The organism is Carnobacterium sp. CP1 (assembly GCF_001483965.1).
Taxonomy (GTDB): Bacteria; Bacillota; Bacilli; order Lactobacillales; family Carnobacteriaceae; genus Carnobacterium_A; species Carnobacterium_A antarcticum.
This window is the reverse complement of sequence record NZ_CP010796.1, coordinates 520579-537109: the sequence shown is the minus strand read 5'-3', so window position 1 is coordinate 537109 and position 16531 is coordinate 520579. Positions and strand designations below refer to the sequence as shown.

The window sequence follows — 16531 nt, the reverse complement described above, 5'->3', positions numbered from 1 at the left end:
TGATCAATAATCGTCTTTGCGGTAACCAAAATCTTGTAAATTGGTTTGACGGTCACGCCAGTCTTTTTGTACTTTGACCCAAAGATCTAAATAGATTTTGTCTCCTAAAAGAACTTCGATATCGCGACGAGCACGGATTCCAATGTCTTTTAACATCTTCCCGCCTTTTCCAATGATGATGCCCTTTTGGCTCGAACGCTCAACAATAATGGCTGCATGAACTTGGACTTTACCCAGTTCATTTCGTTGCATACTTTCTACAACAACAGCAACTGAATGCGGCACTTCTTCCCGAGTCAATTGCAAAACTTTTTCGCGAATCAATTCTGAGACAATAAAATACTCAGGGTGATCCGTTACTTGATCTTCAGGATAAAATTGCGGTCCTTCAGGCAAATAATTTGTAACTTCTGAAAGCAACGTGTCAATGTTATTTCCTTCAGTAGCGGAGATTGGTACGATTTGTGCAAAATCCATTTGAGTTCTATAATCGTCAATAATTTCAAGCAACTTATCAGGATGGATCTCATCAATTTTATTAATAAGCAAGAATACTGGAGTATGAACGTCTTTTAACTTGTCAATAATAAAATTGTCTCCTGGACCACGTTTCTCAGCCGCATTTACCATGAAAAGAATGGTATCGACCCCTTTAAAACTGCTTAATGCTGATTCCACCATGAAGTCGCCTAAACGGTGTTTTGGTTTATGAATTCCTGGTGTATCTATAAAAATAATTTGTGAATCTTCTGTGGTATAGATTCCTTGAATTTTATTACGAGTTGTTTGAGCTTTATCGCTCATAATCGCAATTTTTTGGCCGACGATCCGGTTTAATAACGTTGATTTCCCGACATTTGGACGCCCGACAATCGAGACGAAGCCCGATTTGTGTTCAATTGTATTTTTCATTAATTCATATCCTCCGATCGAAACGCTCCCGGTAAAAGTTCTTTAACAGTAGTTTCGAATTTATCGCCTTTTGTATTGGTCAACAATACAGGCATATCTGGCTCAAAAAATTCTACCATAACTTGACGGCAAGCGCCACAAGGAGAAATAGGATCTTCCGTTCCGCCTGTAACCACTAAATAATCAAATTGTTTCTTTCCTTCAGAGACAGCTTTGAAAATAGCCGTTCTTTCGGCACAATTAGAAAGTCCAAATGAAGCATTCTCAATGTTGCATCCGTTATAAATTTCTCCATCACTCGTTAACAGTGATGCCCCAACTGGAAAATGAGAATAAGGTACATAAGCTTTTTCCAACATTTTTGTAGCACCGTCAATCAGTTTTTCTGTCATAACTTGGTTTAGTTTCATATTTTCATTCTCCTTTAGAATAGTAGTTTCCAAATCTTCGGCAATAACACAATTAAAGCTACGATAACCGCAAAACCTGCAGTTATCAAAACCGCAGCTGCGGCCATATCTTTTGCTTTCTTCGCAAGCGGGTGGAAATGGTTATCCGTAATAAGATCGACCACATTTTCAATGATCGTATTCAATACTTCTATAACCAATACCAAAAAAATGCTTAAAATCATCCACAGCCATTCTGATGGTTGCAAATGAAGAAAAAGGCAAGCGATCAAAACAAACGTTCCTAAAAAAACATGAGTTCGCATATTGCGCTCTTCTTGAAAGACTGTTTGAACACCTTTAAAAGCATATTTAAAAGAGTCGATAAACCGTGAGTTTTTCCAATTCTGCTTATTATCTTTCAAGTCCATATGCATCCAATATCTCTTTCTGCATACCAAACATCGCTTTTTCTTCTTCTGGTTCCATGTGGTCGTAACCATTTAAATGTAAAAAACCATGAAGAGCAAGAAAGCCAAGTTCACGATCAAAGGAATGACCGTATTCTACTGCTTGGTCTGCTGTTTTTTCAATTGAGATGATAATATCTCCTATATTATTAGGGACAATACCTTCAAAACCGGCTAAGCTCATTGAAAAATCATCTTCGACTTCATCTTCAAGCGCAAAACTGATGACATCTGTTGGTTGATCCTTAAAGCGGTACTCACGATTGATTTCTTGTATTCTTTGATTATCGACAAACAGAACCGACATTTCAGTATTTTCAGCTAAATGGATGTGTTTTCCTGCAAATTCAAGCAAAGAATGAACCAACTCTTGCTGCTCTTTCGTTACTTTATCCGTTTCATCGAATAAATCTATTTCCATAAATTAAACGGTCCCTTCTAATTGTTTATTCAGTCACTTTTAAATCGGTTGTTTTTTTAAAATTTGGATACTCAATTCTTGAATGAAACGTTCCATTCAACCCTTCACAAATAGAATGCTCAACAATTTTTAATTCTTTCATCGAAATATCGCATTCATCAAATTGCCCATCCGCGATCCGACCGTTAATAAGTTGGTGAATGAATTCTTCAATCGCCTTTTTAGAAGGGTTTGACATGGAGCGTACAGCTGCTTCCGCGCTGTCAGCAATGGTAATAACTGCTGCTTCTTTTGTTTGCGGTTTAGGGCCTGGGTACCTAAAGTCGCTTTCTTTTACCTCAGGATCCAGTTCTTTGGCTTTGATGTAAAAAAACTTCATTAAAGTTGTTCCATGATGCTGTGCGCAAATATCAATGATGGTTTGAGGCATTTTAGCTTCTTCTAACATTTTTATACCTTCACTCACATGGCCGAAAATAATCTCTTTGCTTTCAAATGGTGTTAATAAGTCATGTGGATTCTCCATCCCGGGAGACAAGTTTTCTACAAAGAAAAGGGAATGCCTTAGTTTTCCAACATCATGATAATAACAAGCAACTCTGGCAAATAATGAATCTCCTCCAATAGCACCTACTGCATTAGCGCTTAAATTTGCTACCATTAAACTATGATGATACGTTCCCGGGGCTTTTGTGACCAACTCTTTAAGTAAAGGGCTATTTGGATTCTCTAACTCTGTTAACGTCAATACCGCATTCTCTTCAAAAAGAACTTCCACATAAGGCGAAAGGATCACGGCTAGGAAATAAGAAAGCAGTCCGCCTGCTAAAGCAAATGCCACCATCAAAAGCGATTTTTTAGTAAAGAACGGCATATTTAAGTATAAAATAAACGAACTGATAAATAATGCATTAAATAACGTTGTCCAAATGAATGTATTCCAGAATTGACTAGCAATTCTTTTTCGTGTGATCATCGTACCCATCATTCCGCTCAATAAATAAAACAACGCTAAAACAATACTGAAGCTTGTCCCAGTATCAGCTTTAAAAATAAAAACTGAAAAGGCAGCTAAAAATCCATTGGAAACAATCCCGTAGCGTCTAGAAATAAAAGCCGTTAATAACACTGGCGCTAAAGCTGTAGGATACAATAAACTTACATTGCTGATATCAGCATTTTGCATTAATTGCAAACCTTTCAAGATCAGTAAAGCTCCAATCATTGTGAAAGCATATAACGTGATTTCATGACCTTGTTTTACTGAAGGATCTTTTTTAGATTTCCCTAGATAGAATAAAACCAAGGCCTGAGCTAAAATCAGCAAAGCCAGCCCGTAAATCATTTGATAAGAAGGTTTAGCGTCTAGTAGCCCCAATAGTTTCATTTGGTGCATGGCATTGCTATCAACTACATGTCCTTCTTGAACAATAACCTGCCCTTGCAGTATCAAAGCCGGTTGGACATTGGCACTTGCTGCTTTCCGCTGCTCTTGAGTGGATTTTTCATTGTAAATATTATTTTCTACAATGGTATTATCAATAATCAAACTTGCGATTCTTTGATCATTGGTTGTTAAATCCCAATAATCTAAATGTGTACTTGATTCTTGTTTGACTTTGCTAAGTTCATCAAGTTTGATCGGCTTTGACATTAACTCTGAAACAATATCAGTAGTCGCGTCTTCTATTTGTTTTCTAACGGTTTCAGAGGCATCTAAAAGGTCGAGAATGACCCATTCAGGCAAGCTCTGAATAAAAGTTTTGGTAGCATCATCGATTGCGATCAGCTTTTCATTAAATAAACTCAATTTCTCTTGCGGCGTTAAGCGCGTTACCTCTGCCTCCGAGGCTTTATCGTCTTTCTTCTTAGCTTCGAGAGCAGCTTTTTCTTTAGACAGTTTTTCTTGATACTGTTCGTCTGCTAATTTATTCACGTCTTCAATAGCAGCGAACAACAATTGGATTTTCTCTGTTTGGATTCCATTCAGACCGGCATTATAAGAAAAAACTGGAGTAACGTTGTCTGCAGCAATTTGTCGATTTTCTTCTGTTTTTTCAGTATCTTCAACAGTCGTTTGAGCCCGAATGGTTTCTTCAGCTACTTGATACAAATGGATTTTTAAAGCTTTAGGCTTAACGTTGCTGAACATAATAAAGAAAAGAAAGGCAGAAAAAAGAATAAGAACAAACGGGATATAAGTTTTCCCCATTCTTTTTTGCACATTGGTTAAATGACCCTTCATTTATTCACATCCTAGCTCAAATTATTCACCGGTTATTCTGTTGAATCTTTTTGGCTTAATAAAGCTTCTTCCTTTTCTGCACTGTAAGCTTCGATAATACTTGCCACTACGGGGTGTCTTACAACATCTTTTGAATCAAAGTAAACAAAATCAATGTTTTTAACATTGCGTAAAATTTTTTCAGCATGGATCAACCCGCTTTGGGCTCCTCTTGGCAAATCAATTTGTGTGACATCACCATTGATGATCATCTTAGACCCAAAACCTAAACGAGTTAAAAACATTTTCATTTGAGAGATTGTTGTATTTTGAGCTTCATCTAAAATGACAAAAGCATCATCTAACGTCCGACCGCGCATATAAGCGAGTGGAGCAATTTCAATGACTCCACGATCCATCAAACGTGCCGTATGTTCTATACCAAAAAGGCTATAAAGCGCATCGTAGATTGGTCTCAAATAAGGATCGACTTTTTCTTTCAAATCACCGGGTAAAAAGCCTAAATTTTCACCAGCTTCAACGGCTGGACGAGTTAAAATAATTTTTTTAACTTCCCCTTTTTTCAAAGCAGCAATAGCCATCACTACGGCCAAATAAGTTTTACCTGTTCCAGCAGGTCCGATACCAAAAACGATATCGTGTTTTTTTACTGATTGAACGTATTCTCTTTGGCCAAAATTTTTAGCACGAATAGGCTTTCCAGTAAAGTCTTTTCCAATTTCTTCTTCGTACATACTGATAAAATAATTTAAGGTACCGTTTTGAGCCATCTTGATTGCGGTAACGACATCGGTTTGACTGATACGGATGCCACGTTCGAATAATTCCTGTAATTGGGTCAAAATTTTTTCCGTTAAATTAGCTTGTTTTTCAGTGCCAATGATTTCTACTCGATCACCTCGGCTATTGATGACCACTTCCATTGACTCTTCAAGCAATTTCAAGTGTTTGTCTTGAGCGCCAAATAAAGCACCCGCACTATCAGGATTTTTCAATTGAAAATCATAGGTTTCGTTCGTTAACTTGGTCAAACAACCGACACTCCTTCATTGTGAGTTTATTTATCAAAATAATAACTTGTTTTATGTTTAAACAGAGGATTAACTGCTGTTCTTAAAGCGTATTCTTATTTTAGCATAATTAAACTGCTTCTGCGTGTTTTGGTTTCTTTTTATCATTTTTTTACATAAAAAAAGATAAAAGCCAAGGACGTATCCTTTGCTTTTATCTATCGAATTAGTTTAACTGTTCTTTAACTAGACGATTGATTTCATTTCCGTCTGCTTTACCTTTGGTTAAAGGCATAACAGCACCCATAACTTTACCGAAGTCTTTCATGGATGTAGCATTCACTTTCGCTATGGCTTCTGTAACAATCGCTTTTAGTTCTTCTTCAGTAAACTGTTGAGGTAAATATTTTTCAACTAAAGTGATGGCTCTTTGTGTCTGTTCAACCAAATCTTCGCGATTGGCATTTTGAAATTCAACAAGAGATTCACGACGTTGTTTCATTTCGCGAGAAAGAACTGTTAGTTCTTCATCCTCACTCAATTCATTACCTGTTTTAATTTGTTCGTTTTGTAATGCAGCTTTTAACATGCGCAGGACACCTAAAGTTTCTTTATCTTTAGCTTTCATGGCTGTTTTGACATCTTGATTTATGGTTGTTAGAAGTGACAAGACTTTCTCACCCTCAATTCTTCTGCGTTATCTGATTAGAACTTACGTTTTCTAGCCGCCTCAGATTTCTTCTTACGTTTCACACTTGGTTTTTCGTAGAATTCGCGTTTACGGGCTTCTTGCAAAGTACCAGTTTTTGAAACGGTGCGTTTGAAGCGACGAAGAGCATCATCAAGAGATTCATTTTTCTTAATAACTGTTTTTGACATAGTAAATTCCCTCCCTCCGTGCTTGTAAAAGTAACCGTTATTTCTTATACAAAATAAAGAAACTTGTATAAATAAGAACTGTCCTTCTTTATTATATCGAATGTATTTTTTTACGTCAATAAGGTATTTGTTTTTTATTCGAAAAACAGTGAAACGTTTTAGAAAAAAACGTTGGGATAGCTATGACAAATCACGGTAAATAACGATTAGCAAGCTCTAAAAAGAGAAAAACACTTTTATGAATAAAATGCTGGAAATTTTTATTTAGGCCTCTTTTTCGAACATTTTTCGCATTTCCCAAAAATCTCAAAGCGATGAGAATCAATTTCGCAACCCGTCAATTGTTCTTCAAAAAAATTCATAGGACACATTTCAATATTTTTTGTCATTCCACATGTTGTACAAATAAAGTGATGGTGGTGACCTTCATGCATACATCCAAAGCGGAACATTTTCTCACCATTTAATTCTGTTTCTTCGAGCACGTCTAAACCGACAAAAGTATAAAGATTACGATAAATGGTATCATAACTGATTGTAGGATAACTTTCTTTTAAGAGGACGTGCACATCTTTAGCAGGCAGATAACGATTTTCATTTGCAAAAATGGACAGTATTTGTTCACGTTTATCAGTATATTTATATCCGTTTTTTTTCAATGTTTCAATAGCTTTTTCAACAGCAGTCATATCTATTCTTCGTCTCCTTTAAATCATTCACTGATTATCGTCTATTATAACGCATTTTAAAGATATTAAGCAAGGCAGCTGTTCTCTCTTGGTTCCCGCTGTTTTTCTGTTAACAAGTCAGGTATAATGAATGTGACGGATATTCAGAACGTAACGCAATTGGTTTTTACCGTTAGCTGTATCGTTCAGAAAAGAGGGGAAAAATGACGGAAAATGAAGAAATCAATATCTATATCATTTCGGACTCTGTTGGTGGAACTGCTAATACATTAGGTAGAGCAGCAATGGCTCAATTTCCAGAAGTTAATGCAAATGTATCTGCTTATCCTTTTATTCGAGGAGAAGATACACTAGTATCAATATTGGAAAAAGCACATAAAGATAATGCTTTAATTCTTCATACGCTTATCTCCAATAATTTAAACGACATTGTAGCTAAATTCTGTCAAGAGCACAAGTTATTTTGTTTCGATATCTTAAATCCGGTTGTGCAAGAAATTGAGCATCGTTCTCATCAGCAAGCTTTAAAAAAACCAGGAGCCTTACATCAGTTAGATGACAGTTACTTTAATCGCATCAGCGCAATTGAATTTGCTGTAAAGTATGACGACGGTCGTGATCCTAATGGTTTTTTGGAAGCAGATATTGTGATTTTGGGAATTTCAAGAACTTCAAAGACACCTTTGAGTATGTTTTTAGCCAACCAAAACTATAAAGTGGCCAATCTTCCACTCGTTCCGGAAGCTCACATTCCTGATTTATTGTGGCAAGTTGACCCTAAAAAAATAGTTGGGTTAACCAATGACCGAAAAATTTTAAACTCTATTCGGCGCGAGCGAATGATTGCTTATGGATTAAATCCTGAAACAGCTTACTCAAGAATCGACCGGATTGACGAAGAACTGGCTTTCGCTAAAGAATTGTATGAAAAATTGGGTTGTCTGGTAATCAACGTTGCTACTAAATCTATTGAGGAAACAGCTGCTATTATCGTTAACACCTTAGAGATTAATCACAACAAACAGGATTTCTGATCCTTAATGCTATGCTAAAAAAGACACCAACCCTCGTTATGAGAGCTGGTGTCTTTTGATGTTTAGTCATTGTTTCTGATATTTAAAGTTAGTATTAGAATCCTCGGCTTGAGCCGCCTCCGCCGGATCTACCTCCGCCGCCGAAGCCGCCGCCTCCTCCAAAGCCGCCACCGCCACCGAAACCACCGCGGTTGCTTCCTCCAGCGGACATGCCGATAAGGAAAGGCAAGATGCTGCTAGAACGTCGTCCACCGGGACCGCCTTTGCCGCCACCGCCACCAAAAAAACTACTTGCAAAAAAGAAAACGATTAAAATGATAATAACAGGAGAAAAACTTGTTCCGCCATCATCGTATTGTGACTCATCAACTTGATGTCCCGAAAAAATCACATCATTGTCGAATTGGTATTCTTTATTTACTTTGATAGCTGTTTCAGTAAATATATTTTTTAAAGCTGTATCGAACTGATTGTTTTTTAAGTCTTCAATATTTCGATCTAAGATAGCTCCTGTGCCACTGTCTGTTAGTGCCCCTTCTAAGCCATATCCAACTTCAAACCGAATTTCACGTTCTTGAGCAGACATTAAAACCAATACGCCATTATCTAATTTCTTTCCACCTATACCCCATTTTTCGAATAACTCTACCGCATACTCATCAATTGATACGCCTTCTAGACTATCGACTGTCGCTACTACGACTTGAGGTTGTTCAGTAGTATCCTCATAATGTTTGTTCACATCTATAATCAACTTTTCGGTCTCAGGAGAAAGAAGATCAGCTTCATCATACACATAGAATTCAGTAGAAGGATCTGGGTAATTAGGAGCTGCGTGGACGTTAAGCGGAGTGAAGTAAAGAAACATTAGGCCGCACGCAATCACAAAGCGAAAAATCAGGCTGCTTTTCCAGATTCTTTTCACACATGTTCCTCCTTTAATAAAAATATTCGTTGATTAATCAAAGTTTACTTCAGGAGCTGTCTCAGCGCCCTCTACAGCTTTAAAATAAGGTTTCTTTTCAAATCCGGTCATACTTGCGATGATTGAACCCGGGAAGCGTCTAACACGATTATTGTATCCTTGAACGGCTTCATTGTAGCGTTGTCTTTCAACGGCAACTCGGTTTTCAGTTCCAGCTAGTTCGTCCATCAAAGCTGTAACATTTTCATTAGACTTTAGTTCAGGATAATTCTCTACGACAACTAACAATCTTGATAAAGCTGAACTCATTTCGTTGTTAGCATCGATTTTTTCTTCTACAGTATCAGCCCCGCCTAACTGAGCACGTGCATCAGCAATATCTCCAAAAACAGCTTGTTCTTGATTCATTGCGCCTTTAACGGAGTTAACCAAGTTAGGAATCAAGTCGTTCCGACGCTGCAACTGAGATTCCACTTGTGACCAAGCTACGTCTACATTACTTTCTTCTTGTATCAAACCGTTATACGAACTGACAAACGGAACGACTAAAATAAGTAACGCGATGACAACACCTATGATTATTTTAACACTTTTTTTCATCTTCTATTCCTTCTTTCTGTTGACTATTTATGAGTGTATTAGCGAATAAATATCATTTTACTCTACCTCATCATAACTTAAGTTTACCTCAAAACAAATAAAAAGGTATGAGACTTAAGTAGGAAAAAAATTATTTTACTGTTTCATCGGTTTAGAAAGCTCCGCCGCCGGAACCTCCGCCGCCGCCGCCCGATGATCCGCTACTGAATCCTCCGCCAGATCCGCTGCCGCTGCTTGCATTGTTGATCGCATGACCCACAGCATGATTAAAACTACTTTCAAAACTAGTCTGAAATGCAGAGGAAGAAAAAGTTGAGCCGTAAAGATAATAATGGCCAACATTCATTGTACCGATATCTTCTTTAGGAAATTGAATTTTTAAAGCTTTGATAACTTTTTTGGAAACTCCTAAAGAAATAGCATAAACCAGAAAATGGTCCCATAAAACCAGGGAAGCTACTTCTGCCATATTCAAATTACTGACATCTTGCAACATTTTCTTAAAGGCTTTCCACTCTTTATCCGCTCGTTTTCCTGCTGTTGTTCTGAGTGGCAAGACACCAATCCATTGAAAAAGACTGATGATAAAACAACCTACGGTAATAATTAGTGGCCCACCATAAAAAGCATCAGACACGCCCATGACGATCAAGGCAGCCAGGCTTGTTGCAAACAATAATACACTTGTTAAGACGGTGATTCCTAGAGCACGTGCATTGTAAGTAGAAAGATAACCTAATTCATCTGCTTTATTTTTGACCATACCTTGCCATTTTTGATAAGCTTCGTTAAATTTCTTAGCTTTTGCAGGATTTTTTTTGCCATAGTCTTCAATTGTTTGCAAACTAACTTCTTTTCCATTTCCAATAACTTTTAAAAGCCACTTCATTGCATATCTCTCATGTGGCAGCAAAGAAAGTGTGTCGGAGTGCGGAAGACGGGTAATCAGGAAAGTTGATTCTTTTATTTCTTTTCCCTTTTTATCTTTTTTATTCATTTCTGTCAAATAAATTTGTTTTTTTCGAACCAAATCCATAATTGTTGCCGTTAAATCCACTGGACGTGGTTTCTGGTTGTTAGTTGCACTGTACATGACAGCCGGTGTGATATCTGCCGGCAATTCATAAAGATGAGTTGGCAAAAAGATGTCTTCTTGCTTTTCTTTTCTTGCTAAAATCCTTATCCAAACCATTCCACCAATCAAACTTACAACGGATAAAACACTCAAGATAATAACTACCCAAAAAATACGCATTCTTTTAGCGTTGGCTTCATTTGCCAATTGTTGTTCCTGCGCCATAATGGATGCTAAAGCTTTTTGGTCTTTTGTATTGGGGTTAAGCGGTGTTACATATGTCGGAAAGACAAGATGTGCTTCGATAAACTGATGACTTGGATTGGAGGCAACCGTTAAATGTACAGTCTGATTATTTTTAATGTCTAAAGACCCAGTCAATGTCCCATGAGCCCAAGCCTTCAGTTCTTTATCTGCTACTGCTTGCGGCAAATGGATAACGATTTCCACATTTTCCAATGTGTCGTCCCAACCTCCACCGATTACTTTATGATTAAACTCTGCTGTATCAAGATAGTTGACAATCATTTCAGGAACTTTATATTTATAATGAACTGTTTTTTCTCTATTTTTACCTGGTTGATAAACTGTGAAATTCAAGAAATCTATTCCTTCACTCAATGTAAACGTTCCAGGTGATTGGGAAGAATTCAGTTTAAATGGCTGAGATTCTCTTCCATTTTCATCTGCTACAGTCACTTCAATATCTGTGGGTTGCTGATAGCCAGCATAGTCTAGAGTGTACAAGAAACCATTAAAAGCTCCATCAAAATCGTACGTTATTGCATGGTCAAAGACTGCAGTACCATTTTCTAAAATCGAAACGTCTACTTTATAGGCTTCAATAGAATAATCTGCCGCTGCTGCTTTGACTGGCCAACAGAAAAATAACAGTAATAGAAATAGGCTGCTGCCTATCTTTCTCTTCATTTTTTTCCTCCTCCTTTCCTTTTTTTTCTCTTTTTTTAAGTATGCCATAAACTTTTCTGTTTAGAAAATAAAGTGAAAAGAGTTTTTAAAAAAAGAAGACTCAAGAGAAGTTTTTTCTCTCGGGTCTTCTTTTAGAACTTTAATAACCGGTTTGATTAGCAATATCTTCTAATAAATGCGGATTAAAGGTTTGTTTTTTCAACATATTGATTTCATACCCATAAGGGGCTTTTTTATCTTTCTTATCTTCTCCTACATAAGGCGTTTCTAAAATTTTAGGGAGATTTTCTAGTTTAGAATGATGAACGACCGCATTTAATGCATCAAAGCCGATCGTCCCGAAACCGATATTGGCATGCCGGTCTTTGTGGCTTCCTTGACTGTTTTTTGAATCATTGACATGAACTACTTTTAACCGGTCTAATCCAATGATGCGATCGAATTCTTCCAAGACGCCATCAAAATCTTCTTTTACATTATATCCAGCATCATTAATGTGACAAGTATCCATCGTAATAGACAACTTTTCATTTAAAGTTACACCATCAATAATTTTTGCTAACTCATCAAATGTACGCCCTATTTCGGTTCCTTTTCCTGACATAGTTTCTAAAGCAATTTGTGCAAGTTGGTCCTTGTGGAGCACTTCGTTTAGTCCTTTGATGATTTGAGCGATAGCTGCATCTGCACCTTGCCCTACATGTGCTCCAGGATGCATTGTGATTTGTCTGGCTCCTAAAGCTTCTGCCCGAACGATCTCTGCTCTCAAAAATTCAACACCAAAAGCAAAGTTCTCAGGTTTTAAAGTATTCCCTAAATTAATAATGTAAGGAGCATGAACAACGATATTAGATAAATCTTTTTCTTTCATAAAAGCTGTTCCTGCTTCAATATTCATGTCTTCGATGGCTTTTCTTCTCGTATTTTGCGGCGCACCAGTATAAATCATAAAAGTACTGGCGTTGTAACTTGCGGCTTCTTCAGCAGAACCTAAAAGCATTTTCTTTCCATTCATTGATACATGTGATCCTAGCAATAGCATAATAAATTATCCCCAATCCTTTTACTCGTTCTTCTTTTCCATTGTAAGGTAGTTTATTAAAAAGAACAAACGGAAAAATCATTAGCTCGGCCTCTTTATGAACTAAAAGAGGTTAGCGAGGGATGAGACGAGCTAGATTGACCCCATTGTTTCGCTTGCAAAAGGTTTTCAGAGACAACAGAAGTATCGCTTAATAAATCAGCTACTTGCTGTTTTCGTTCTGTAAAAAGCACGACTAAGTACAAAATACTCATGGATTTTAAAATGTAACGTCCGAACCCTTCACGTATCAATACAGTTTGCCAGCTAAGTTTTTCTTCTTTAAAACAAACAACACGTAAACCGAAAATCATTTTCCCAATAGTTTGTCCATTGGTTAGTTTTGTCATTAAAATAAAATACAGCAAGAAAACGAAGAGTTTACTCAATGAGAAAGCTGAAAAAGCTTCAGTATAAACAGGTAAACGTGCACTTGTGAAAACAGGGTGCACTATCAAACGATTAAGACTGCCAATCACAAGTAGATCAATACTATAGGCGAATAAACGCAACCAAAAACCGGTATAAAATAAGATTGGATAATGATGGTACGGTGTTTTTTCTAACTGTTCTTGTTTTTGTTTCTCTTTCCAGTATCTTCGCCGTGCTTCCCGTAGTTCTTCAGGCGTTCGAGGCTTGCCTTCTGGAGACTCTACAGCAGCTTGAGTCGTTTTATCTGAATGAGTACTTGTATTGAATAACAGTAGGGAATCATCCTCTCTATCGATAGGAGCTGATGCTGCTTTTTCTTGCTCATTCAGCTTTCTTTCTTGTTCAAGCTGCTTTAATCGTTTGGTGCGTTTAAGCTCAGCTTCTTCTTTTGCTAGAGCTTTTTTTAATGCTGTTAAATCCAGTTCTTTAGTATCGCCTTTTTCGTTCTCAGTCGATTTAGCCATTATTACTCACCTCCGTATAAATACATCATTTTAGGCGATGCAGAGGTTCCGAATTGTGTAGCTATTTGTTCCAGAGCAGCCATTGACGTTTTTTCAGGTGCTAGCAATTGACTGGCTTTTGAATACAACAATGAACTGAACGGCATACTTCCTGCAGCATACTGAATGATTTCTGCATCTGTAAGCTGAAAGTCTTTTTGTAAAGCTGTTAAAGCATCTTCTTGGTAACCCAATTGGTCGACTAATCCCACAGCCAAAGCTTGAGCACCGTCATAAATTCGTCCGTCAGCTAATTCGCGAACTTGATTTTTTTCCATACCGCGCCCATCTGCAACAACTGTCACAAACCGCTCATAAGAGTCGTCAACCATTTTTTGTAAAATATCTTGATCTGCTTCTGTCATTGGCCGAACTGAAGAACCAATATCTTTAAATTGTCCGCTTTTGATCGTTGTATCTTCAATCCCTACTTTTTCATAAAGATCGCTTAAATTGGTACTAGACATAATAACGCCTATTGACCCGGTCAACGTTTCTTCGGAAGCAAAAATTTTGTCTGCTGGTGCAGCAATATAGTACCCGCCGCTTGCAGCAAGATTTCCCATCGAAACATATAGCGGTTTATCGGTACTCTCTTTTAATTCGAGCAGCTTATCTTTTATTTGAGCGCTTTCGTAAGTTCCGCCACCTGGAGAATTAACAGATAATAAAATAGCTTTGATCGAATCGTCTTGTTTGACCGCTTCCAATTGTTCCATAAAGAACTCATGGTTGTAACCGGCTGAATTAAATAAACTTTCTGTCTGGCCAGCTAAAATCGTGCCATCCACTGATAAAAGTGCGATCCGTTTTGTTTCATCGCCACTAGAGACGATCGTTTCCGTTAATCCAGAATCGCCAAACAACATGGTTGTTGCGTCTCCTATCAGGTTTTGTGTCTCATCGGATTGGTTCACTTTAGTCACTAATCCATCAATTAAAAAAGATAATACAAAAAGCCCTACCGCTAGCCCGATGGCTGTCCATCTTTTAGTTGTCATTGCTCTTCCTCCTCCTATCGGTTCTCTATTATTTTGGCAAAGTTTGAGTTACATTACAAGCGAAATTTTATATTTACTGATTATAAAGGCTGCATAGACAAAAAAACGTGAGAAAACTCTCACGTTTTTGGTTGTATCATTTATTTCTCAGTAGCTGTCGTATGAATAGACAACTCAGCTAGCTGAGCATCGCTGACTAAGCTAGGAGCTTTTGTCAATGGATCACTTGCTCGTCCATTTTTAGGAAAGGCAATAACCTCGCGAATATTTTCTTCACCCGCTAATAACATAGCAAAGCGGTCTAAACCTAAAGCAATTCCACCGTGTGGCGGGAAACCATATTCCAATGCATCCAATAGGAAACCAAATTGGGCTTCGGCCTCTTCTTTTGAAAAACCTAATGCAGCAAACATTTTTTCTTGTATTTCGCGATTATGGATTCGAATAGAACCGCCGCCCAACTCATACCCGTTCAAAACAATGTCATAAGCTTGTGCATAAACGTTTTGTGGTTCAGTTTCCAATAAATCAAGATCCGATTCTTTCGGCATAGTGAAAGGATGATGCGCAGCTGTAAAGCGTTCAGATTCATCATCATACTCTAGTAAAGGCCAGTCGACGATCCACAAGAAAGCATAAGAACTTTCGTCGATCAATTCTAATTCTTTTCCTAACTTAGAACGAAGCGCACCTAATGCATCAGCCACAACCGATTTTTTATCGGCTACAAATAATAACAAGTCCCCTGCTTCAGCTTCCATACGCTCAATCACAGATTCAGCATCTTCATTGAAAAACTTAGCAATTGGCCCTTTTAAGCCCTCTTCTTCAACTTTCAGCCAAGCTAGCCCCTTGGCTCCATAGATAGCTGCAAATTCGCCTAGCGCATCAATATTTTTCCGTGAATAACGGCTAGCAGCTCCTTTAACATTGATCGCTTTAACTTCACCGCCATTGGCAACAGCATCGCTAAATACTTTGAAAGAAGAATCTTTAACCAAATCGCTCATTTGAACCAATTCCAATCCAAAACGGATGTCCGGTTTGTCACTGCCAAAACGATTCATTGCTTCATCGTATCCCATTCGCGGAAATGGTCGTTTTAATTCAACGCCTTTGGTATCTTTCAGAACTTTCGCTAACAATTCTTCTGTAAAGTCCTGAATTTCTTCAGGTTCTAAGAAGCTGGTTTCAATATCGATTTGTGTGAATTCCGGCTGACGGTCGCCACGCAGATCTTCGTCTCTGAAACAACGGACAATTTGATAATAACGGTCAAACCCAGCTCCCATCAGTAATTGTTTAAATAACTGAGGCGATTGAGGCAACGCGTAGAAGTGTCCAGGTTGTACACGGGAAGGGACTAAGTAGTCACGTGCACCTTCAGGAGTAGATTTCGTTAAATAAGGCGTTTCGGTGTCAATAAATCCATTGTTATCTAAATAATGACGAATCGATTGGGTCATTTTGTGACGCAAAATAAGATTTTGTGTCATTTCTGGACGACGCAGATCTAAATAGCGGTATTCTAATCTTTTTTCATCCGCAACGGCAACTCCATCTTCAATGTAAAAAGGAGTTGTCTTAGATTTATTTAGAACTTTTATTTCAGCCACTTCTACTTCTATATCCCCCGTTGAAATATTTTTATTGATTACTTTCTGATCACGTTCAACAACGGTTCCTTTAACTTCAATGACGTATTCATTCCGGATAGTTTCAGCTATCGCTAAAGCTTCTTTTGAAAAAGTCGGATTAAAAACGATTTGGACGATGCCTTCGCGGTCGCGTAAATCAACAAAAATCAAATCACCTAAATCACGTCTTTTTTGGACCCAACCCTTTAGAGTTACTTCAAGACCTAATAAATCTTTTGACACTTTCCCGCAATATTCTGTACGTTTAGCCATTCACTACCACTCCCTATTTTATCAT

The 16531-nt window shown here is 37.7% G+C and carries 17 protein-coding genes; 1 reads left to right on the top strand and 16 read right to left on the bottom strand.

Features of this window, described 5'->3' with window-relative positions; all coding sequences use genetic code 11:
- Positions 1-3: 3 nt before the first annotated feature.
- From era to NY10_RS02725, 9 genes are all read right to left on the bottom strand, one after another.
- Positions 4-912 carry a GTPase Era gene (gene era, locus NY10_RS02765; protein ID WP_058918557.1) on the bottom strand — a complete coding sequence of 303 codons (909 nt, stop codon included), beginning with the start codon at positions 910-912 and terminating at the stop codon, positions 4-6.
- A complete protein-coding gene (locus tag NY10_RS02760) occupies positions 912-1322 on the bottom strand; it encodes a cytidine deaminase (RefSeq protein WP_058918556.1) in 411 nt (136 codons plus the stop codon). Before NY10_RS02760 ends, era begins: the two co-directional genes overlap by 1 nt.
- Positions 1323-1336: 14 nt before the next feature.
- Positions 1337-1732 carry a diacylglycerol kinase gene (locus NY10_RS02755; RefSeq protein ID WP_231726761.1) on the bottom strand — a complete coding sequence of 132 codons (396 nt, stop codon included), beginning with the start codon at positions 1730-1732 and terminating at the stop codon, positions 1337-1339.
- Positions 1716-2192, bottom strand: a complete 477-nt coding sequence (gene ybeY / locus NY10_RS02750; RefSeq protein ID WP_058918554.1) for an rRNA maturation RNase YbeY — start codon at positions 2190-2192, stop codon at positions 1716-1718. The genes NY10_RS02755 and ybeY overlap by 17 nt, the downstream gene beginning before the upstream one ends.
- Before the next feature lie 25 nt (positions 2193-2217).
- Complete coding sequence (locus tag NY10_RS02745) at positions 2218-4437, bottom strand: HD family phosphohydrolase (protein ID WP_058918553.1); 2220 nt, start codon at positions 4435-4437, stop codon at positions 2218-2220.
- Positions 4438-4469: 32 nt separating this feature from the next.
- Positions 4470-5468: a PhoH family protein gene (locus NY10_RS02740; protein WP_058918552.1), complete on the bottom strand. Its 999-nt coding sequence runs from the start codon at positions 5466-5468 to the stop codon at positions 4470-4472.
- A gap of 205 nt (positions 5469-5673) precedes the next feature.
- Positions 5674-6117 (bottom strand): GatB/YqeY domain-containing protein, encoded by a 444-nt coding sequence (locus tag NY10_RS02735; protein WP_058918551.1) that lies wholly within the window; start codon positions 6115-6117, stop codon positions 5674-5676.
- A gap of 35 nt (positions 6118-6152) precedes the next feature.
- Positions 6153-6326, bottom strand: a complete 174-nt coding sequence (gene rpsU, locus NY10_RS02730; RefSeq protein WP_034550187.1) for a 30S ribosomal protein S21 — start codon at positions 6324-6326, stop codon at positions 6153-6155.
- Positions 6327-6586: 260 nt separating this feature from the next.
- On the bottom strand, positions 6587-7015 hold the full coding sequence (locus tag NY10_RS02725) for a Fur family transcriptional regulator (protein WP_058918550.1): 429 nt from the start codon (positions 7013-7015) through the stop codon (positions 6587-6589).
- 203 nt (positions 7016-7218) lie between these two features.
- On the opposite strand from NY10_RS02725, the gene NY10_RS02720 reads away from it, so the two are divergent.
- The gene (locus NY10_RS02720) at positions 7219-8049 is read left to right on the top strand and encodes a pyruvate, water dikinase regulatory protein (RefSeq protein ID WP_058918549.1); all 831 of its coding nucleotides are present in this window, start codon (positions 7219-7221) and stop codon (positions 8047-8049) included.
- Positions 8050-8143: 94 nt separating this feature from the next.
- Here NY10_RS02720 and NY10_RS12890 read toward each other — a convergent pair whose 3' ends face one another.
- The 7 genes from NY10_RS12890 to aspS all read right to left on the bottom strand — a co-directional run bounded on the left by NY10_RS12890 (position 8144) and on the right by aspS (position 16506).
- Positions 8144-8974 carry a TPM domain-containing protein gene (locus NY10_RS12890; RefSeq protein WP_257721137.1) on the bottom strand — a complete coding sequence of 277 codons (831 nt, stop codon included), beginning with the start codon at positions 8972-8974 and terminating at the stop codon, positions 8144-8146.
- Between the two features lie 33 nt (positions 8975-9007).
- On the bottom strand, positions 9008-9574 hold the full coding sequence (locus NY10_RS02710) for a LemA family protein (RefSeq protein ID WP_058918548.1): 567 nt from the start codon (positions 9572-9574) through the stop codon (positions 9008-9010).
- Between the two features lie 151 nt (positions 9575-9725).
- Positions 9726-11579, bottom strand: coding sequence for a DUF2207 domain-containing protein (locus tag NY10_RS02705; protein ID WP_058918547.1), 1854 nt, complete (start codon positions 11577-11579; stop codon positions 9726-9728).
- Positions 11580-11718: 139 nt separating this feature from the next.
- Positions 11719-12621, bottom strand: a complete 903-nt coding sequence (locus tag NY10_RS02700) for a deoxyribonuclease IV (RefSeq protein WP_058918546.1) — start codon at positions 12619-12621, stop codon at positions 11719-11721.
- A gap of 95 nt (positions 12622-12716) precedes the next feature.
- Complete coding sequence (locus NY10_RS02695) at positions 12717-13556, bottom strand: RDD family protein (RefSeq protein ID WP_058918545.1); 840 nt, start codon at positions 13554-13556, stop codon at positions 12717-12719.
- A gap of 2 nt (positions 13557-13558) precedes the next feature.
- A complete protein-coding gene (sppA, locus tag NY10_RS02690) occupies positions 13559-14596 on the bottom strand; it encodes a signal peptide peptidase SppA (RefSeq protein WP_058918544.1) in 1038 nt (345 codons plus the stop codon).
- A gap of 140 nt (positions 14597-14736) precedes the next feature.
- Complete coding sequence (gene aspS, locus NY10_RS02685; protein WP_058918543.1) at positions 14737-16506, bottom strand: aspartate--tRNA ligase; 1770 nt, start codon at positions 16504-16506, stop codon at positions 14737-14739.
- Positions 16507-16531: the final 25 nt, after the last annotated feature.